The sequence below is a fragment of the Aeromonas sp. FDAARGOS 1416 genome (assembly GCF_019048085.1).
GTDB classification, from domain to species: domain Bacteria; phylum Pseudomonadota; class Gammaproteobacteria; order Enterobacterales; family Aeromonadaceae; genus Aeromonas; species Aeromonas veronii.
Genome location: NZ_CP077301.1, coordinates 1,319,989 through 1,340,235 on the forward strand (window position 1 = coordinate 1,319,989; position 20,247 = coordinate 1,340,235).

At 58.4% G+C, this 20,247-nt stretch carries 17 protein-coding genes; 5 read left to right on the plus strand and 12 right to left on the minus strand.

Annotation, left to right across the window (positions count from 1 at the left end; genetic code table 11):
* Nucleotides 1–24: 24 nt before the first annotated feature.
* The 4 genes from I6L46_RS05865 to rplY all read left to right on the plus strand — a co-directional run bounded on the left by I6L46_RS05865 (nucleotide 25) and on the right by rplY (nucleotide 5,974).
* Nucleotides 25–447 (plus strand): CBS domain-containing protein, encoded by a 423-nt coding sequence (locus tag I6L46_RS05865; RefSeq protein ID WP_216977625.1) that lies wholly within the window; start codon nucleotides 25–27, stop codon nucleotides 445–447.
* 240 nt (nucleotides 448–687) lie between these two features.
* A complete protein-coding gene (gene hrpA / locus I6L46_RS05870) occupies nucleotides 688–4,587 on the plus strand; it encodes an ATP-dependent RNA helicase HrpA (protein ID WP_216977626.1) in 3,900 nt (1,299 codons plus the stop codon).
* A gap of 95 nt (nucleotides 4,588–4,682) precedes the next feature.
* On the plus strand, nucleotides 4,683–5,570 hold the full coding sequence (locus I6L46_RS05875) for a hypothetical protein (RefSeq protein WP_216977627.1): 888 nt from the start codon (nucleotides 4,683–4,685) through the stop codon (nucleotides 5,568–5,570).
* 116 nt (nucleotides 5,571–5,686) lie between these two features.
* Nucleotides 5,687–5,974, plus strand: a complete 288-nt coding sequence (rplY, locus tag I6L46_RS05880; RefSeq protein ID WP_005333252.1) for a 50S ribosomal protein L25 — start codon at nucleotides 5,687–5,689, stop codon at nucleotides 5,972–5,974.
* A 106-nt stretch (nucleotides 5,975–6,080) separates the two neighbouring features.
* Here rplY and I6L46_RS05885 read toward each other — a convergent pair whose 3' ends face one another.
* Complete coding sequence (locus tag I6L46_RS05885; protein WP_005360322.1) at nucleotides 6,081–6,473, minus strand: MerR family DNA-binding transcriptional regulator; 393 nt, start codon at nucleotides 6,471–6,473, stop codon at nucleotides 6,081–6,083.
* Nucleotides 6,474–6,595: 122 nt separating this feature from the next.
* Between I6L46_RS05885 and I6L46_RS05890 the strand changes: the two genes are divergently transcribed.
* Nucleotides 6,596–7,771 (plus strand): thiolase family protein, encoded by a 1,176-nt coding sequence (locus tag I6L46_RS05890; RefSeq protein WP_216977628.1) that lies wholly within the window; start codon nucleotides 6,596–6,598, stop codon nucleotides 7,769–7,771.
* Here the strand turns inward: I6L46_RS05890 and I6L46_RS05895 are convergent.
* The 11 genes from I6L46_RS05895 to I6L46_RS05945 all read right to left on the minus strand — a co-directional run bounded on the left by I6L46_RS05895 (nucleotide 7,768) and on the right by I6L46_RS05945 (nucleotide 20,078).
* Entirely contained in the window at nucleotides 7,768–8,991 is a 1,224-nt protein-coding gene (locus tag I6L46_RS05895) for an EAL and HDOD domain-containing protein (protein WP_216977629.1), read from the minus strand. The genes I6L46_RS05890 and I6L46_RS05895 overlap by 4 nt on opposite strands.
* A gap of 116 nt (nucleotides 8,992–9,107) precedes the next feature.
* Entirely contained in the window at nucleotides 9,108–10,373 is a 1,266-nt protein-coding gene (locus tag I6L46_RS05900; protein ID WP_216977630.1) for an outer membrane protein transport protein, read from the minus strand.
* A 252-nt stretch (nucleotides 10,374–10,625) separates the two neighbouring features.
* The gene (locus I6L46_RS05905; RefSeq protein ID WP_040065665.1) at nucleotides 10,626–11,951 is read right to left on the minus strand and encodes an outer membrane protein transport protein; all 1,326 of its coding nucleotides are present in this window, start codon (nucleotides 11,949–11,951) and stop codon (nucleotides 10,626–10,628) included.
* A 402-nt stretch (nucleotides 11,952–12,353) separates the two neighbouring features.
* Entirely contained in the window at nucleotides 12,354–13,133 is a 780-nt protein-coding gene (locus tag I6L46_RS05910; RefSeq protein ID WP_216977631.1) for a DUF3379 domain-containing protein, read from the minus strand.
* On the minus strand, nucleotides 13,126–13,725 hold the full coding sequence (locus I6L46_RS05915; protein WP_005333245.1) for a sigma-70 family RNA polymerase sigma factor: 600 nt from the start codon (nucleotides 13,723–13,725) through the stop codon (nucleotides 13,126–13,128). The genes I6L46_RS05910 and I6L46_RS05915 overlap by 8 nt, the downstream gene beginning before the upstream one ends.
* 13 nt (nucleotides 13,726–13,738) lie before the next feature.
* Entirely contained in the window at nucleotides 13,739–15,259 is a 1,521-nt protein-coding gene (locus I6L46_RS05920) for a BatD family protein (protein ID WP_216978017.1), read from the minus strand.
* Between the two features lie 20 nt (nucleotides 15,260–15,279).
* Nucleotides 15,280–16,731, minus strand: coding sequence for a VWA domain-containing protein (locus tag I6L46_RS05925; RefSeq protein ID WP_216977632.1), 1,452 nt, complete (start codon nucleotides 16,729–16,731; stop codon nucleotides 15,280–15,282).
* Nucleotides 16,722–17,714 (minus strand): VWA domain-containing protein, encoded by a 993-nt coding sequence (locus tag I6L46_RS05930; RefSeq protein ID WP_216977633.1) that lies wholly within the window; start codon nucleotides 17,712–17,714, stop codon nucleotides 16,722–16,724. The genes I6L46_RS05925 and I6L46_RS05930 overlap by 10 nt, the downstream gene beginning before the upstream one ends.
* Nucleotides 17,711–18,250, minus strand: coding sequence for a DUF4381 domain-containing protein (locus I6L46_RS05935; protein WP_216977634.1), 540 nt, complete (start codon nucleotides 18,248–18,250; stop codon nucleotides 17,711–17,713). Before I6L46_RS05935 ends, I6L46_RS05930 begins: the two co-directional genes overlap by 4 nt.
* Nucleotides 18,235–19,137 carry a DUF58 domain-containing protein gene (locus tag I6L46_RS05940; protein ID WP_216977635.1) on the minus strand — a complete coding sequence of 301 codons (903 nt, stop codon included), beginning with the start codon at nucleotides 19,135–19,137 and terminating at the stop codon, nucleotides 18,235–18,237. The genes I6L46_RS05935 and I6L46_RS05940 overlap by 16 nt, the downstream gene beginning before the upstream one ends.
* Nucleotides 19,128–20,078 carry a MoxR family ATPase gene (locus I6L46_RS05945; protein WP_216977636.1) on the minus strand — a complete coding sequence of 317 codons (951 nt, stop codon included), beginning with the start codon at nucleotides 20,076–20,078 and terminating at the stop codon, nucleotides 19,128–19,130. The genes I6L46_RS05940 and I6L46_RS05945 overlap by 10 nt, the downstream gene beginning before the upstream one ends.
* Between the last annotated feature and the right edge of the window lie 169 nt (nucleotides 20,079–20,247).

The following is a 20,247-nucleotide window of genomic DNA, read 5'->3' on the forward strand; positions in this document are numbered from 1 at the left end:
ATGGACTACCGTAGGGGAGCAGATATGGAATCGCTAAAAGCCAAGGATTATATGCAGAGCAGACCCATCACCTTCACTGCCGACATGATGGTGCAAGCTGCGGTCGAGAAATTTCTGAACAGTCATCAGCTCGGTGGCCCGGTGGTGGATGGTCAGGGCCATCTGATTGGCTGGATCTCCGAGCAGGATTGCATCGCAGTGCTGCTTAAGGAGGCCTATCACTGCGAACAGGTGGCGCAGGTCAAGGATGTGATGCGCAAGGAGGTGTTGTCGGTGGGTCCCGATACCAGCATTTTGAGTCTGGCGGAGATGATGATGGGGCAAAAGCCGAAGATCTATCCGGTAGTGGAGGAAGGGCGTCTGCTCGGTGTCATCAATCGTCACAATGTCATGCAGGCCATTCACGCCCAGCTCACCACCTGTTTTGTCCATCGCACCCACGGTTAACCCTGTTTTCCTCTCTCCCAAGGCAAGCTTCGGCTTGCCTTGGCTATTTCATATGCTGCCATTTATTCATGTTATGCCATCTTACAATGATTGTTCTGTCATGTTTGGGGATTGGCCAATCTCTCTGTCTTCCCATATATAACGCTACGTTAAGGCTTGCACCGTTCCCGCTCGCTCTTTAGGATCGCTCGTAGCTAATCGATATGGCCCCTCTGGGCACCTATTTAAGGAATTCGTACCTTGTCTCTCTCTATCGAGGCGCTGCGCCGCCGTCTCCCTGCCTGCATGAACCTTGACGCCCGCCGTCTCTCCAGCCGTTTGCACGGGGTCAAAAAGTTGCCTGAAGGCAAACAAGCCGCCGTGCTAGAGACCATCGCCGCCGATCTGGATGCGGCACAGGCGCGCTACCAATCCCGTCTGGCCGGAGTGCCCAAGGTCACCTATCCGGATAACCTGCCAGTCAGCCAGAAGCAGGCGGAGATCGCCAAGGCCATTGAAGAGCACCAAGTGGTGATCATCGCCGGCGAAACAGGCTCGGGCAAAACCACCCAGATCCCCAAGATCTGTCTGGCGCTCGGGCGTGGGGTGAAGGGCTTCATCGGCCACACCCAGCCACGCCGTTTGGCGGCCCGCACCGTCGCGGCCCGTATTGCCGAGGAGATGGAGTCCGAACTCGGTCACTACGTGGGCTACAAGGTGCGCTTTACCGATCAGGTGAGCGAGCAGACCCACATCAAGCTGATGACTGACGGTATTCTGCTGGCGGAGATCCAGAACGACCGGATGCTTACCCAGTACGACACCATCATCATCGATGAGGCCCACGAGCGCAGCCTCAATATCGACTTCATCCTGGGCTATCTAAAGCAACTGCTGCCCAAGCGCCCCGATCTCAAGGTGATCATCACCTCGGCCACCATCGACCCGCAACGTTTCTCCCGCCATTTCAACAAGGCGCCGGTGATCGAGGTCTCCGGCCGCACTTATCCGGTGGAGGTGCGCTACCGTCCACTTACCAGTGACAAGAGCGAAGGGCTGGAAGAACGCGACGAACTGCAGGGCGTCTTCGACGCGGTGGAAGAGCTGGCCCGCGAAGGGCTGGGGGACATCCTTATCTTCATGAACGGCGAGCGGGAGATCCGCGATACTGCCGATGCCCTGCGCAAGCTCAATCTGCGCGATACCGAGGTGTTGCCGCTCTACGCCCGTCTCTCCAACGCCGAGCAGAACAAGGTGTTCCAGCAACACGCCGGACGGCGCATCGTGCTCGCCACCAACGTGGCGGAGACCTCGTTGACGGTGCCGGGCATCCGCTACGTTATCGATCCGGGCACCGCCCGCATCAGCCGTTACTCCTGGCGCACCAAGGTGCAGCGCCTGCCCATCGAGCCGGTCTCCCAGGCCAGTGCCAACCAGCGTAAAGGGCGCTGCGGCCGGGTGGCGGACGGCATCTGTATCCGGCTCTACTCGGAGGAGGATTTCAACAGCCGCCCTGCCTTCACTGACCCCGAGATCCTGCGCACCAACTTGGCATCGGTCATCCTGCAGATGCTGGCGCTCGGCCTTGGCAATATGGAGGCGTTCCCCTTCGTCGAGCCGCCGGAGTCCCGCCATATCAAGGATGGTCTGACTCTCTTGAAAGAGCTGGAGGCGGTGCGCGAGCTGCCCGCCACCGGCGATCGCGAAGCCAAGTTGCAGCTGACCGAGACTGGTCGCCAGCTCTCGCGCATCCCCCTTGATCCGCGTCTGGCGAAGATGGTGATCAGCGCGGCGCAAACTGGCTGCCTGAGCGAGGTGATGGTGATTACCGCGGCCCTCAGCATTCAGGATCCCCGCGAGCGGCCCATGGAGAAGAAGCAGGCCGCCGACGAGCAGCACCGACGCTTTGAAGACAAGGATTCCGACTTCCTCGCCTTCGTCAATCTGTGGAACTACCTGAAAGAGCAGCAGGATGCCCTTGGCAGCAACCCGTTCCGCCGCATGTGTCAGAAGGAGTTTCTCTCCTACCTGCGGGTGCGCGAATGGCAGGACATTCACTTCCAGCTGCGTCAGACGGTCAAGGAGCTTGGTTTTAAAGCCAACCATGAACCGGCAGATTTCAAGACGGTGCACTGCGCGCTGCTGACCGGCCTCTTGAGCCATATCGGCAACAAGGATCTGGAAAAACCGGAGTTTCTCGGCGCCCGCAATGGTCGCTTCCACCTCTTCCCGGCCTCGGGTCTGTTCAAGAAGCCGCCCAAGTGGGTGATGGCCGCCGAGCTGGTGGAGACCTCGCGTCTCTACGCCCGCATCAACGCCAAGATTGAACCCGAGTGGGTAGAGCCGCTGGCAGGCCACCTCATCAAGCTGCACCACAGCGACCCTCACTGGTCGAAGAAAAACGGCGCCGTAATGGCCAAGGAGAAGGTGACCCTCTATGGTCTGACCCTGGTCAACGAGCGCACCATCAACTTCAGCCGTATCGATCCGGCGCTGTGCCGCGAGCTGTTTATACGCCGCGCGCTGGTGGAGGGGGATTTCGAGACCCGTCACCGTTTCTTCAGCGATAACCGCAAGCTCTTGGCCGAGGTGGAGGCGCTGGAGAACAAATCCCGTCGGCGCGACATCCTGGTGGATGATGAGGACTTGTTCCGCTTCTACGATGCCCGTTTGCCGGAGGAGGTGATCTCTGCCCGTCACTTCGACAAGTGGTGGAAAGAGGCGCAAAAGCAGGACCCCGAGCTGCTCAACTTCGAAAAAGAGATGCTGATGAAGGGGGATGCGGCCCACATCAGCGATCTCGACTATCCCAACTTCTGGCAGCAGGGGCGCCTCAAGCTCAAGTTGACCTATCAGTTCGAGCCGGGGGAGGCGGCGGATGGCGTGACCCTGCATATTCCGCTGCCGCTCCTGAATCAGGTGGAGGTGAAGGGGTTCGAGTGGCTGATCCCCGGGCTGCGCCATGAGCTGTTGGTGGCCCTCATCAAGTCGATGCCCAAGCCGATGCGCAAGAACTTCGTGCCGGCGCCAAACTATGCCGATGCGCTGCTTGCCAGCATCAACCCCGAACAGGGACCGCTGCTGGACGAGATGGAGCGTCAGCTTCGCCGCATGACCGGTGTCACCGTACCTCGCGAATCCTGGGACTGGGCTGCGGTACCCGATCACCTGAAACTCACCTTCCGGGTGGTGGACGACAAACACAAGAAGGTGGCGGAAGGGAAAGATCTGGAAGCCTTGAAAGAGTCGCTGCGTGGCAAGGTACAGGAGACCCTGTCACAAGTGGCGGACGATGATATCGAGCAGTCCGGCCTCACTCTGTGGAGCTTTGGCGAGCTGCCGCAAGAGTACAGCCAGAAGCGGGGCGGCTTCGAGGTGAAAGCCTATCCGGCCTTGGTAGACGAGAAAGATTCGGTCGCCATCCAGCTGGTGGAGAGCCCTGTGGTGCAGCAGCAGCTGATGTGGGCCGGTCAGCGCCGGCTGGTGCTGCTCAACGTGCCATCTCCTATCAAGTATCTGCAGGAGAAGCTGCCCAACAAGGCCAAGCTCGGGCTCTATTTCAACCCGTTTGGCAAGGTGGCGGAGCTGATAGATGACTGCATCGCCTGCGGCTGCGACAAGCTGATCGAGCAACATGGTGGGCTGGCCTGGGACGAGGCCGGTTTCGAGGCGCTCAAGGAGTATGTCCGTGCCGAGCTCAATGATGCGGTGGTGGAGGTGGCCAAGCAGGTGGAAGCCGTACTGACGCTCTCCCATGAGATCAAGAAGCGGCTCAAGGGGAAGATGCAGCTCGATACCGCCTTTGCCATGTCCGATATCCAGCAGCAGCTCGGCAACCTTATTCACAAGGGTTTTGTCACCGAGACCGGCTGGCAGCGGTTGCCTGATTTGCTGCGCTATCTGCGCGCCATCGAGCGCCGCCTGGAGAAGCTCGCCATCGATCCCAACCGGGATCGGGTCTACATGCTCAAAGTGCACAGCGTGGAGTCGGAGTACAAGGCGCTGCTGGCCAAGATCCCCAAATCCCAGCTTATTCCCACCGAGGTGGTCAATATCCGCTGGATGATTGAGGAGCTGCGGGTGTCGTTCTTCGCTCAGAATCTGGGTACCCCTTATCCGGTCTCCGATAAACGGGTGCTTAACGCCATCGCTCAGTGCTAAGCTGCTATCTAACTGTTTTAACAGCATGATAGCGGGTGATGAGAAGGGGTTGCCGGTCAGGTAGCCCCTTCAAACCGCAAATCAGGGAGGCAAGGATGCTGGGGATCTGGTTGAGTGTGGCGCAGGTGGTGATCAGCGGTTATCAACCCATCGCGGAACAAACTTGGGTGCAGTTGAACCCGGAATATTACCCGCTGGCGCGCACGCCGCCTGCGATGTTTGTGGCTTGGCGTGGCAATCAGTTTCCGCCGCTGGCCCAAAAGCAAAAGCACGGTCGCTGGCAGATCCTCTTTCCAGCCCGATTGGTGCCCCCCTTCGATCTGTTCGAGGGGGAGGCGCAGCTCTCCAAAACCTATCTGGCAAGGCTGCGGCGCATCGACGAGATGGCTTACGGGGTTGTTCCTGGGCAGGCTGTTGCGGCTGGTGCAATCGTGCAGCAGGGGAGTGGGTCCCCTGCTTATCACGCGCAACCTGTCGCGCCCTTTATCGCCGAGTTCCGCAGACCCCAAGGCGCGTTCGGTGGTGTTGATATGCTCACCGACCCCGCAGAGAGCGAACCTCTACTGGCTCAGCTGGGGGCGACGTTTCGCACTGCGGGGATGAGTGGTACCCAAGGATATGAGGGAGTAGCGAGCGCCGATATGGCGCTCGCCAGCCACACGGCTAGCTTATCCGCAGGCAGTGACGCCATGCTTACCCTCTCGGCTCCTGCGGCCGGCGGTCCACAAACTGTGTGTCATCAGGTCGCCGCAGGGGAGACCCTGTGGCGTATAGCGAACCAGTTATCCAGCGCTCAGGGAGCAGATACCTACAGCTATTTGCTGGCGCTGGTGGCAGAGAATCAGCCGCGGCTTGGCAAGAGCATTCGGGTCAGAACGGGGGAGGGACTCTACTGCCCGCGCGCCGAGACCCTGGCGCGGTTTGATGCCCTGAGCCCAGCCCAGCGTCAGCAGCAATTCGCCCGGTTGGAGCAGGGGCGCTAAATGCTGAGTCGGTGCCTTGTATCCGAATTTGGCCCGTGGTAGTATTCGCGCTCGTTTTGCGAGGTGCTGACCGGTCGCAGTTAGCACCATAAATTCATCCAAAAGAGATACATACTATGTCTTTCGTATTCCAAGCTGAAGTCCGTTCTGACCTGGGGAAAGGTGCGAGCCGCCGCCTGCGTCAAGCTGACCAAGTTCCTGCCATCGTTTACGGTGCAGGCAAAGAAGCCCTGTCCATCACTGTTGACCACAAGAAAATGATCCTGGCTCAAGAGAAGCCGGAATTCTATGAGTCTGTACTGACTCTGGTTATCAACGGTGAAGAAGTTAACGTAAAAGTGAAAGCTATCCAGCGTCACCCGGTACGTTACAAGCTGATCCACCTGGACTTCGTTCGCGTTTAATAGCGAACCGTCTGGTTGAAGAAAAGCCACTCTCGGGAGTGGCTTTTTGCTATCTGGCATCTTGTGAGCAGGCTGAAAGAGCTACCTGGTCAGCCCAGCAAGGCGGTTATCCCAGCTGGCTAAGGGCCTGTTGGCAGCGCTGCTCGGCGGCATCCAGCTCCAGCAGTACCATCCTGATATCTTCCATCTGCTGTTGCAGTGTCTCCCGTTTTTCCTCAACCAGTCCCAGCATGGTTTGTAACTGGGTGCGGCTGCTCTTGTCGGCATCATAGAGATCAAACAACTCGCGGATCTCGGCGAGGCTGAACCCGAGCCGCTTGCCGCGCAGGGTGAGCTTGAGGCGAACCCGATCCTGCTTGCTATAAATGCGGGTTTGTCCCTCTCGGGCGGGATTGAGCAACCCCTGATCCTCGTAGAAACGGATACTGCGCGTCGTAATATCAAATTCCCGGGCCAGCTCACTGATGCTGAAGCGCCGTCCTTCATCCTTGTTGTTCATACAGACTTCTTGGCGAGCTAAATCTTGTCTGCACCTTACCTAAACGTAAACTGCACTGCAACTCTTGTTCCATTGCGTCAGAACCCCTATGTTATGGCCATGTAACAAACAGAGGCAGGCAAATGGATATTGCAATTGTGGCGGCAAAGCGGACTCCGATGGGGGCGTTTCAGGGGGCATTGGCAGAGGTAACTGCGCCTGAGTTGGGCGCCTGTGCCATCGAGGCGGCACTGCTGCAAAGCGGGCTTGTTCCCGAGCAGGTCGATGAAATGTTTATGGGCAATGTGCTGGCGGCGGGCGTGGGGCAAGCGCCAGCCCGGCAGGCGTTGTTGAAAGCAGGGTTGCCAGATAGTGCGCCTGCTACCACGGTCAACAAAGTGTGCGGATCCGGCATGAAAGCAGTGATGCTGGCGGCGGATACCATCCGCCTTGGTGACAACAGGGTGGTGGTCGCGGGGGGGATGGAGAGTATGAGCCGTGCCCCCTATCTGCTGGATAATGCCCGCAACGGCTTTCGGATGGGGCATCAAAAGGTGTTGGACCACCTATTCCTCGACGGTTTGCAAGATGCCTATGATGGCCAGCTGATGGGGATACATGCCCAGCGCAGCGCCGATCAGGCCGGTTTGACCCGCAGTGCCATGGATGAGTTTGCTCTTGCGTCGTTGCAGCGTGCGCGCGATGCGCAGCAAGCCGGTGCATTTGCATCCGAGCTGGCAAGTGTCTATCGCGGTGATCGCTTGTTGCTGGCCGAAGACGAGCAGCCCGGCAAGGGCAGACCGGAGAAGATCCCGACCCTGAAGCCAGCGTTTGGTAAGGAAGGCACTATTACGGCGGCCAATTCGAGCTCCATCTCGGATGGTGCGGCGGCGCTGATATTGATGGATGGCGCCACGGCGCAAGCCTGGCAGGTACCTGTGCTGGCTCGGATCGTCGGTTATCAGAGCCACGCGGCATTGCCCGCCGAGTTTACCTCTGCGCCCATTGGCGCCATTTCACGCTTGCTGGCGCGTCTTGCATGGTCGGTGGAAGAGGTGGATCTGTTCGAGATTAACGAGGCCTTCGCCATGGTCACCATGCTGGCCATGAGCGGGGTCGGCATCCCTCATCACAAGGTCAATGTGCATGGTGGGGCCTGTGCACTCGGTCATCCGTTGGGGGCGAGTGGCGCGCGCATTCTGGTGACGCTGATCGCCGCGCTGCGGCAACGGGGTCTGCGGCGAGGCGTAGCCGCGCTCTGTATCGGGGGCGGGGAGGCGACCGCTATCGCGGTCGAAGTGAATGATGAGGCGAATTAATTGGTGGCTTCCATCGCCAGCAGTTGTTCCGTGACCCAGGTGGTGGCGGCCAGATAGAGGTGACTCACTTTATCCTCGCTCAGCCCCAGGCGGGCTGTTCTGGCCGTGACCCGTGACCAGTTGGCGCTTTCGTAATCTTCACAAAACGCGAGGTAGAAACCCAGATTGCCTTTGCGCTCCAGCAGCGCCAGCCGAATATCGTCGATTAGAGGGATAGTGCCGAGCAGCTTGTCCATCGGCTGTTCCATCAGTACATCCAGCAGGGAGAAGAGACCGGTGATAAAGGCTTGTTGTGCCTGCTGGCTCGGAGCGTGGGCGTGGGCCAGCAGTTCACAGAATCGGGCACGGATCATCGACATCTGGTAGAGCTCGGCGCTCTTGCCCTTGCCGGCGCTGGTCGCGGCTACCAGCGAAACAAAGCGCTTTAGCTGGGTGTTGCCCAGATAGATGGCAGCCTGACGAAATGACGAAATAGGGTTGGTGTGGCCTTTGAGATGGTTAACATAGCGCAGCAGCTTGAGGGAGAGGGAGATATCCTGACCGAGTAGCTGCTCAATCTTGTTGATATCAGGCTCTGCCTCGTTGACCACGTTGAGCAACTGCATCACTACGACTTGCGCCGGCTCCATAGTGGCTTGCTTGACCATCTCGGGTCGACTGAAGAAAAAACCCTGGAACAGCTGGATCCCCAGCTGTTTGACCCGCTCGAACTCCGCCTTGTCCTCTACTTTTTCCGCCAGATAGGTGAGCCCCAGCGTCTGATGCCGCTGTATAAACACTTTGATCTGCATCAGGGGGGTGGCACGAAGATCAAACTTGATGATGTGGATAAAGGGGAGGAAGCGCTCCCAATCCGGTGACATGGTGAAGTCGTCGAGTGCCAGTTGATATCCCAGCTTGTGCAGCTGTTTCACCTTTTCCAGCAGGGCATCATCCGGTGGGGAATCTTCCAGGATCTCAATCACCACTTTTTCGGGCGGCAGGCACTCTGCCAATCCCTCCAGCAGCAGTGAGTGGGGGAAATTGATATAGCAGGGGCGGCCCCCCAACAGCTGATCGATATTTTGTTGCAGGAACTGTTCGACCACCAGGCGTGACGTCGCCTGCTGGGAGGAGATACTCGGGAAGACATTATTCAGACTATCGCGAAAGAGCAGCTCATAGGCATGAGTGTTGAGGTCTCTGTCGAGGATCGGCTGTCTTGCTACGTAGGAATACATGCCTTGCTCCAGTAAAGGTACTGGGTTGATTTTATGGTGTTGCAGAACACTATGCCAGTGTTCACCTTATTGAGTAAGGCAATAATTGGCATAGCGTTTTTTTGCAGGGAAGGAATTTAGAAGAGATAGCTCAATTGTGCACCAGCCAGCCAAGCATCTCCTTCGGAGGTACCATCAAAGCGGGATTGATAGCTGCCTTGGGTGAAGCTTTCATGCACGTCTACTTTCTTGCCATCGATCAGGGTCAGCCCCAGATCCACGCTCAGGTCGGGCGTGAACTGATACCCCATTCCCAGGCTATACCAGAGGCGATCGGCATCCGGGATGGAGATGGTACGACGATCGGCTGGCACCGGGCTGGCATCATAGGCCATGCCGGAGCGCAGTTGCCATTTGGCATCCAGTTGATAGGTCATCCCCAGAGCATAGCGCCAGCTATCTTCCCAATGCTCTTCTTTAATTGGTAGGGTGCCCAGATGAGCGAGATTGGCCGTCAACGATGTAAACTTGCTCCAGTCAGTCCAGTTGATGCTGCTATGGATCGCCAGTTTATCGTTTATCTGCTGGAAGAGTGCCAGCTCAGCCGTCGCAGGCAGCGGCAGCACCAGATTGCCTTGATCGCTGATGCTTACAAATGTACCCGGCACTACTGGCACTGGCTTACTCAGGGTCGCATCCCCCTTGAGCTTGAGATCAACGCCATTGCGGTAGGAGAGACCTATCCGGGTTCGCTCGCTGGGGGTCAAAAGAATACCAGTGTTCCAGCCGAGTTCGCGGCCATCGCCTTTCACATGCTTGGCAATGACGCTTTGACCATTGGTTAGGGTGGTGGGATAGGTGCCGCCTACTTCCCCTTCACCCTGAATGAGAGAGAGCCCCACCCCAATGGAGAGCATGTCGCTGACGCGATAAGCCAGCGCACTCCCCAAATCGACGGTTCTGATGTCAGAGACATTACCGAAATGACCGGCATGATAGCCCTGCGGCATCTTGATCCCCAAGCCGTAGTGAGAGGTGGCAGATAATCCCATGCTCAGACGTTCGTTAATCGGCGCAATGAAATATAGGTTCGGGATCCAGGCATCATCTGCGATATCGTTGGCTATGGCATTCTGGGTGCCGAAATTGTCGCGTACCTGGCCGCCGATATTGACATCCGGTTTCAGGTAGATAACGCCACTAGAAAGAGTAGGGCTACGAAAACGGGTGATAGCACCGGGATTGCGGCCCAATACTGAGGCATTGTCCGCAATAGCGGCCTCTCCAGCAAAAGCGCGGCCAAGACCCGTCGCTGATTGTTCTGATAACTGGTAGCCCGCGGCATGGGTCTGACCCGCGATCACCAGCAGGGCGATGGCGGATGGTTTGATGATGGGATGCATGGCAAGATCCTTGCTGTTACCCGAAGGTTCAATCGGTCATATGAATGGAGGCAGGATTTTATATGGTATGACCAGTAAGGCAACGGTAATGGCCAGTATCTGGATAAAACAAGATTTAATGCTGGGAAGGCGCGATCTAATAGTTTGATTAAAAAAGAAAAATAAACACATGTGTGCTACATGTGTGCGCTGAAATGGCTATTTCGGACAAAAAAAGAGCGCCTGATGGCGCTCTTTCAATTTTATCAATAATCAGAACTTCATGTTGAATTGGGCAGAGGCCAGGAAGGCGTTGCCGTGGGAAGTACCCTGCCAGCGTGGATTGTTGATAGTTCCATCGTGGCTTACCAAGCCCTCATTAACATCGACCTTCTTGCCATCAAGGTAGGCCATGCCAAAGTCAACGCTCATATCGGTGTTGATATGGTAGGTGGCGCCAGCGCTATACCAGATACGATCTGAGTCCGGAATACTCAAACTACGGTATTCAGCTTCAATCGGGGTGTTGTCATAGGCGAAGCCCAGACGCGCTTCCCAAGCCGGATTGATATACCAGGTACCACCGATGGAGTAGCGAGTAGAGTCTTTAAACTTTTCTGGCTTATAAAGACATACGCCTGGTTTGCCCGGAGAGTTACAACTGGCGCTTGTGGCATTCAATTCTTGGAAAGCACTCCAGTCAGTCCAGTTAACAGAGTAGTGAACGGCAAACTGTTGGTTCAGGCGATGATAACCGGCAAATTCAGCTTGAGCAGGCAGGTCTAGCTTCAAGTTACCATCTACAGTTGCGCCTTTGGTTGTGGTTGTGGAGCCACTAAAGTCACCGTCAAAGCTCATATCGACTTGTGAACGATAAGTCAGAGCAAAACGATGGTTTTCGTTAACTTCATAGAGAGTACCGATGTTCCAGCCAAAGCCCCAAGTATCCCCTTTAAGATGAGCGACGGAGGTCTCTGCAGGAGTTCCTGTTGGTTTACCAAGTACACCAGCAAAGCGATTCAGCTCTGCAGCACCATAAACAGCGTTAATACCAGCACCGATGCTGAGTTGTTCGTTAATTCGGTAAGCGATGTTTGGGTTGATATTGAAGGTGATAAGGGATGTATCACCAGCGCCCGAGCCGGCCGCAAAATTTTTGTCATATTCGGTAGACAGGCCGTAGTTGGAAAATAGACCAATACCCCATGCCCACTGGTCATTTAACGGTTGAATAAAGTAAGAGGCCGGAACAAATGCTGCTGGCGCAATCCCAGAAGCAGAGGCGTCACTATTAAAAACGTTTGGAATTGAAGCCCCGTTAGGAAGTGTGAGGTTACCACTAGTTTTTCCCTCCACATCAACATCCGGTTTGATGTAGGTGCCGGAGACAGAAACTGCCATCTTGTCGAAGGTGGTCATGGCGGCCGGGTTACGGGCCAGCACGGAGGCGTTGTCGGCAATAGCTGCTTCACCGGCATAGGCGCGACCCAGACCAGAGGCCGAGTGCTCGTTCAACTGGAATGCCGCAGCATGGACTTGACCGGTGGCCAGCGCGATGGTTGCGGCAATCAGGCTCTTTTTGAAAATAGTTGTCGTCATGGTGTTCTCTCTTGTAGGCAGATTTTTTTGCCGATATTGGCTGCACGTTCAATGCAAACCTCGACAAAATCCGTTTTTATTTCAGCTTCTTCCCAATCAATTCTGGCGTGATTCTATGGATCTGGTAGGAGGTAAGAAATCAGACCAGTGACAGCAGAATACATAAAAGTGATCGATGTGTTAATCATTTGTTTTAACTTGCTGTTTAATTCATCATTTTCAGGGTCTAAAGGTGGATTATTGACCTGGATTGCCGATCTCCGTCACAAAAATAATTTTGTCAATTTTTCGAAATCTTGAGGCAAATGAGTGACAAAGGGGAGTAATCAGGGGGGGAACAGGCAGCGGCTCGTGACCGCCGCCTGCTATTGAGGATGGATCTGAGGTTGTTAACCAGCGATGTTAAATGTCCCACTGCAGACGTGACTGCAGGGCGTTGGCAACGGGGGCAAGTGGCTCTCTCATCTCGCCAATCAGTACCATATTGGCGCCTTTGAGCTGGACAATCTCTCCTTTGAGGGTGCCATCTTCAAAGGTGGCCTGTTGCAGGGTTAATGGCACATGTTTGGGCACTAAAAAGAGAGTGACTGGCCCCATCTTTCCCTGGATCACCATGTGCAAGGCCGGTCCCTGATAAAACGAGCAGTGATTGACATAGGTCACCTTGAGCCCATCCATCCCGCTTAAGGTGGCGCCATACTTCTCCATCTTGGCATTGATGTTATGCAGATTGACCTGCTCATCGACACCTTCGATAAAGGGTTCTTCGCCATAGACATGAGCCATCGCCACCTGTGCGAGGGAGAGGGCCGCAGGAGCCGTCTCTGGCAGCGTGATCCAGCGGGTGCTCATTCCCAGCAGGAAGGCGACCGATGCAGCCAGGGCGATCTGGCGCCAGGATGTCGATGTCCGGAGCTTGACCGGCGCCGTGCCAAGGGGTCGGGATGGCGGCATATCATCTTGCGCATCACTGTCTTGCAGCATGGCTTGCCTGAGCAGGATCCGCTCGGCCAGTCCGGCGGGAACCTCTACCTGCATGGCGCGCTTGAGGGTTCTGTCGAACTGCTTCATTTCGTCGAGATAGTTCCGATTGGCCTGGCTTGCTTCAGCGGCTTTGAGAAAATCCGGCAGTTTATCGTTGGGCTGGATCATGGCGTTGCGGCGAAATTCGAGTTCATCCATGTCCGTGTCCTCTTGCTTGGTTCTTCTGCTCCATCGCCTCCTTGATCTGGTTGCGGGCGCGAAACAGTCGAGTCATGACGGTGTTCTTGTTGAGGCCGAGCATCTCGGCAATCTCCTCACCACTGAATCCTCCCACGACTTGCAGCAGCAGTGGCTCCTGATACTCCTCGGGCAACCGGGCGATGTGACGGTGCAACCACTCGTTCTCCATCTCCTGTTCGCTGTGCAGCGCGTCGTGCTGGGGCTGAGGGTGATCGTCGAGATCCACCAGCTCCAGCTGTTTGCGTTCAAAGCGGCGGGCGTTCTCCCGTCTGAGGATGGTGATCAGCCACCCTTTGGCCGCCTTGTCATCCTGCAGGGTGTCGATAGCCTTCCAGGCACGCAGGAAGGTCTCTTGTACCAGATCTTCCGCCACGTTGGGATCCCGGGTCAGCCAGTAGGCATACCGGTAGAGATCGCCGTGCAGCGCATGAACCAGTGCTTCAAATTTGGTTTGTTTGTCAGCCATGGGATCAGAGACCGGCGAAGTGGCCGGATCATTTCCACCAATATGCTGCTGAGCACGTTTTTTTCTAAAAAACAGCAGTGCCATTGGGCAATCCTTGTCAGGGGGCGTAGCGGCGGGAGCGGGAACTCCCGTGCGCCAGCAGGTAAATCAGGTACGCAATACCGGCCGTTTCATCAGCCCTGAGGGTACGCGCTAGAGCGCGCCACTCGATGGGCGGGCCAGAAGAGGGCCGTGCAAAACAGGCTCGCTCGAGTGCGGCGAGCGCGTTGCCGAGCCGATTATGCCCAGCGTCAGGCAACTGGCCTAATTGATAATAGGAGACCTGCCAGCGCATGGTCGCCCACTTGATCAGCGCCTTGCGACTGGCATCCGGCTGGTGTTGGGCAAGGGCACGTTGCAGTTGATAGAAGGCGCGCCAGCGGGGCCAGCGGGGCCAGTGGCGCCATAGTGCACGTAGCGTTATGGCCAGCACGACCCACCAAAGGCTCTCTCGCAGTGCCACCTGCGATGTCTGCTGATCAGGTTGCCGATTTGTCGTTGCCTGAAACGTCAGCGTGGTGGCAGGCAGGCTGGCCTGCTCAATCCGGCCGCTTTGGGTATTAAACCAGGGCAGATCAATGGGGGGGAGCTGATAGTCGCCGCTCTGATCCGCGACCAGAGTCTGGCGCCACTGTCGCTCAAACAACAGCTTGCCATCACGGTAACGCTCCTGCTGTTGCTCGCCATCGGGATGTGCCTGTATGCCGCTTGGCAGTTGATGGGCCATCAGGGGGGCAAGCTGGATCTGGCCGCTGTCACCATTCTCCATGGTCAGGGTGAGGATTCGGATCAGCGGTTCACCCACTTCCCCCGTGGTGGCCGGTTCAAGCCGTTGACTCAGGGTCAGCCGGGTGGCCACTGGCGTGGCGGGGGCTTTGTCGACCCGAACCTCGAGTGGTGCCGCGCGGGCCGAGAGTTTTTGCGGCTTGTTCCCTTGCTGCGTGAGCTGCCCCTGCAAGCGGGGTGAGTCGAGGAACCAGAGTCCCGGCGCTTTTGCCTGAACGAGCCAGCTGCGGGTGAGCCGACCGGGTAGACCTGCCTGAGCGGGGGCGATCCACTCGTCGCTACCGAGGCGACGGATAGTGAAGTGGGCAGAGCTAAGCTCGCTCAGCGCCGGGTTTTGCATACTGGTGGGCAGCCACAGTGTCAGCCGGTAGATCACCGGCTGGCCGGGATAGAGCGGGCCCTGATGATCAAGGCTGGCCTGCATCTCGAGGGGCGAGGGGGCTGCGGGTTGCGGTAGTGCCGCTGTTTTCACCTCTCTCAATGGCAGGGGGAGCGAGGGGGTGAACTCATTTCCGAGCTTGAGCGGGGCAATCACCACCTCGGTATTTGCAGGTGAACCGCTCTGGTGCAGCGGGATCTGCCAGCGAGTCAGTTGTTGTACCGGGGTGGTGACCCGGCTCATGGTCACTCTGCCCACTGCAAATTGGCGCAGTAGGGGGGAGATCTCCAGCTCGTTGCTCTGGCGCTCGCCATCCGCTTCGATGATCAGCAGCCAATCGCTGGGGTCAGCCCCCGGCAGCAGCTCTGCCCGGGGGGGCAGGGCCCAACCAAGTGGACTCGCCAGTGCGACCAACAGCCCCCATCCTGCCCGCGTCACCAGGGCTCCTCCACCTTGATCAGATCCCGGCGCAGCGCCTCTTTGCGCAGTCGCTGCTCCAGCAGCAACACCGGGGGAGAGGGGGGCAGGGGCATTGCTGCTGCCTGCTGTTCAGCCGATGGCTTGGGTTGCTTGCTGGTGCTGGTATCGGGAGCGGTGGCCGCACCGCCTTGCAACAGAGAGAGGTTATAGAGCGCATCTTCATGGCCGGGCTCCAGTGCCAGAGCGGCCAGATAGGCCTCTTTGGCGGCCGCAAACTCCCCCAGTTGCAGCAGGGCATTGCCGCGGTTGTAGTGGGCGGTGGCGCTCGTCGCTTCCTGATAGGCTGCGATGGCTTGCCGGTAGGCACCAGCCCGATACCAGGCGTTGCCGCGCCAGACTGGATCGTTGAAGGTGCGGGCAGCCCGCTGAAAATCCCCCTCTTGATAAGCCTGCATCGCTTGCAGATCTCCCTTCTCTGCTGCTTGCAGATCTTGCGGCGCAAGCAGTTGCCACCCCAGCATCAGTGCCACCATCAGCCGGGCGCCGACTCTGGCCAACAAGGCCAGTGGTAACAAGGGGATCAGCAGCCAGGGGCCAAGATCCAGTGGTGCCGGGGTGAGGGCCGAGGTCGTGGTGGGCAGCGGCGCAAATCGGGGGGCGTCGCTGCCAAGCCACTGCAGCTCACCGCCGAGACGATTGGCCAGAGCGGCAATGGCCTGACTATCGGGGGCGGGCAACTGCGCGGGCATGCGGGCGGCAAACCCCAACTCATTGGCCGGAATGGCGGGCATGGGGGCCGGTTGACCGCTGCTGGCAAGCAGAATATCGAGGCGTGCCGACTGGGTGTCGCGGCAAAGAAGGCGTTGCTGGCAGGGCCACAGGGCGGCGATTTGGGTCATCTGATTCTGGGTGAGGTCGTCGGTGATCAGCAGCAGACGCGCTTGTTCTCCAGGGGCCAGCTGCTTCATGGCAAGTTCCACCGCCCGTGCCGGGTTGCTGCCCTGCAACGGCATGATATCGGGGCGCAAGTCGGGCAGTAGCAGCGAAAGGGCCTGATGATCCCGGGTTGGCGGCATGGCGAGGTAGGCGTCGCCTGCGTAGAGGATCAGCGCAATGCGCTCGCCCTTTGCGCGGCTCAGCAGCTGCTGCAACTGCCATCTGACCCGGGTCGCCCGATCCGGTTTGAGGTCGGTAGCGGTCATCGAGCGTGACAGGTCCAGCAGCCAGATATTGAGCGGTGCCGCAGGCTGCTGTTGCAGCTCGCCTCGCAGTGCGGGGCCACTCAGGGCCATAATCACGGGCAGGGTTGCCAGCCAGAGCCAGGGGCGCTGAGGACGGGATGCTGGCAGCAGATAAGTCTGCATAGCAGGTGCGAGCAGCGGGGGCTGGCGACGACGGCACCACCCTTGCCAGAGCCAGGGGATGAGTGCGATCAGCCACAGAGGGCGGAGCAAGATCAGCTCCATCTGCGCGCGCCTCGTGCCAGCCAGTTACGCACCATGCGAAACTCCAGTCTGCCGTGCCCTGATGGCAGAAGCAGCAAGCCACAAAGCAGTGCCAACGGCCAGGGGTAGAGCTCGATCACCGGCTGGTACTGGGCAATCGGCATGGGGGCAGGTTCAAGGGCATTGAGAGTCGCGTTGATGGCATCGAGATCGCTTTGGGTGCGTGCCCGAAAGTAATGCCCCCTGCCGATCTGCGCCAGCTCTTTCAGGAGCGGCTCGTCCAGTTCGCTGCTGGGATCGGCCTGACCGCTGCCCGCCTCATCGTAGGGTTGGATAAAGGTATCGGGATCGGCCCCGACCCCCAGCGTGTAGATCCTTATTCCCTGCGCGGCGGCGAGTTTGGCCTCCTGCAGCGGGTCGGCATTGCCTGCGGTATTGCGGCCATCAGTGACCAGCAGCAGGGCGGTGGGGCGACCAGGATCCCCATGCTGACGTGCCAGCTGGATGGCTTCGCCAAGGGCGGTGGTTCGGCCGACCAGATCAAAATCGAGCTCGTCGCTCAAGGTCAACAACGCAGGGATCTCCTGAGTGAGGGGAGAGAGCAGGTAGGCGTGATCGGCAAAGACAATGAGGCCCACCCTGTCTCCGGCCCGTTTGGCGATCAGCGTCTTGATCTGCTGGCGCACCGCCGTTAGCCGTGCTTGCTGCTCGCCGTTATCGAGCATATCAGGGGTGCGCATGCTGTCTGACAGATCCACCGCCAGCAGCAGATCCCGACTCCCTTCATATTGAATAACCGGTTCTCCCCACCACTGGGGGCGGCAGAGGGCGAGGATAAGGGCGCACCAGAGCAGCATGGCGCGCCAGAGCGGTAATCCGGCCTGAGGACGCAGCAGCGCAAACCCGGGGTGAGCCAGATAGCCGCTGCGCAGGGGCGGCAAGCCGAAGCGCACCAGCAAGGGCAGCACCAGCGCCAGCGCAAACCAGGGCCAGGCCAAGGTCATGAATGCCTCCGCGCGGTTTTACGCCCCGAGCGGGGAGAGCATTGCAAGAAGAGGGTCTGACCCCAGCGGCGATAATGTTGCCGAAGTTGTTCGCACTGCTCGCGAGTCGGGTTCTGGCTGCCATAGAGCCAACTGCTCCAGTGAGACGAGAACTGGCTAAAATCGCTGCCGCCGTGGCGATCGATGAAGGCGAGCCACGCCTCACCTTGCAGTTGGCGCACCTCGGGCCAACGTTGCAGAGCTTCATGACGCAGGGCCTCCTGTATGCGTGCCACCAGCAGTGCCGGATCTCCCTCCAGCTGACGACACCAGCGGCGGTAACGTATCACCCTGCGGGCAATCAGGACGATCAGTAGCAGCAATAGGCCTGTGATCAATAGCCACAATAGCGCCTGCTCCCGGGGATCCAGACCTTGTTCAATTAGATTAGGTCCCGGGTGGATGTCGCGCATCAGGGCGGCCAGCGGCGGGGTGATAGCCTCGGAGGCTGGACTGGCGCTGTCGAGTTCGGCGGGGGAGATCATCCCTGATGACATAACCCCTCCTGCCACTGCTGTTGTAGCGTCTGGCTGTTATCGAGCAGGTAGAGACGCTGTACCAATGGCAACAGCAACTGCTTGCCGTGGGTCAGTTGCTGTTCTGCAGCTTGCTGGTAGCGGCGGGAGAAACCGACATGGCATCCATCCAGCCAGCCCTGATAGTGCTGCCCTGGCCGATCGATAGCCACTGGCAGCTGGCCGTCAGGGGGAAGGGCTGCCTCAAGGGGATCGCGGATCTGCCAATAGTGAATATCATGGCGCCGGGAGAGCAGTTGCAATTGCTGACAGAGCGCCGACTCGCAGGGTCTGTGATCGGTGATGATCGTCAGCTTGGCACCGTGAGGCAGCTTCACGCCGGACAAGGTGTCGGCCAGTGAGTGAGAAAGCTCCCGGCGGGCCAGCCCTTGCTGATAGTGATGGCAGAGGGATTCGAGCAGGGGCAGCACGCTGCCGCGCTGGCTCTGGTGATGGGGGATAAGCCCGTGGCAGATCAGGGTGTTGTGCTGCTGCCCCCCTTGCCAGATCAGGGCTGCCGCCAGCTCGCATCCCAGGCGAGCCTTGAGTTGCAGCGTGGAGCCGAAATACATGGCGGGAGAGAGATCGAGCAGCAGCCAGTGCGCCTGATCCAGCTCCTCGCTATAGAGGCGGGTATAAGGGCGCCCAAGACGCGCCGTCACCCGCCAGTCGATATGACGAACCTCATCACCCGCCTGATAGGCGCGCAGCTCGCGAAACGTGAGTCCGGGAGATCGGCCCGGTTTGCCGCGTTCGCTGTTGCTTCTGCCTGCGTGAGGTGGCTTCCTGGCCTTGGCCCAGAGCCGGATATTGAGTAGCCGTGGCAGCGACAGGGCGATATCGGGATGGAGCTCCGGCGCTAGGGACATGGCACCTGATCCAGCAGTTGGGCGATCAGGATATCGTTATCCAGATTGTCGGCCAGTGCCTGATAGCTGGGAATAAGGCGGTGGCGCAGCACAGGATAGGCTTGCAGCTGGATATCTTCAGGCAGCACATAATCTCGTCCGGCAAGCCAGGCGCGGGCGCGGGCGGAGCGAGCCAGTCCCAGCGTAGCCCGAGGGCTGGCCCCCACGGCAATCAATGGCTCAAGGGCAGGGCAAAGACCACTGCCCGGGCGGGTGGCGCAGACTAGCTCCACCAGATAGTGCTCCAGTCGGCTTTGCATGGTCACCGCCAGCACTTCGCTGCGAGCACGTTGCAAGTTGGTCTGACTCAGAGTCACTGGAGTCGCGCCAAGCTGTTCCCCGCTGGCATTGAGCTGCAAGATGGCGAGCTCCATCGTAGGGCTCGGGTAATCCACCATCAGCTTGAGCAGAAAGCGGTCGAGCTGGGCCTCCGGCAGGGGATAGGTTCCCTCCTGCTCGATGGGATTCTGGGTGGCGGCGACCATAAAGAGGGGCGGCAGCCGCCAGCTCTTTTTGCCCACGGTTATCTGGTGTTCAGCCATGGCTTCAAGTAGTGCTGATTGCACCTTGGCCGGTGCCCGGTTGATCTCGTCCGCCAGCACCAGATGGTTGAAGAGGGGGCCTGGCTGGAAAACAAAACTGGCATCCTGCGGGTGAAACACCTCGCTGCCGGTGAGATCGGCAGGAAGCAGGTCGGGGGTGAACTGGATACGGGCAAAGCGCCCCTCGACGGCGCCAGCGAGCGCCTTGACGGCGCGGGTTTTGGCAAGGCCGGGGGCCCCTTCGATTAACACATGTCCTTCACATAACAGGGCAATCAGGAGCCCTTCTATTAACTCCTCCTGCCCCAGGATCTGACTGCCAAGATAGTCCCTAAGTGCTCTGAACTCGGCCGCTGCCATGCGATAAACCCGTTGTTTTTATGGAAGTTGATCTTTTTATACTCCAGTTGCTTCCCAAGGGCGAGCAAAGGGGCCTTGCCGCGCTTAATTTAGTTTCAATCAGCTGTATGAAACTTGTGATTGGATTGTTAAGATGTGGCGCAATGAGGTCAGACCTCTGCCTTTTAAA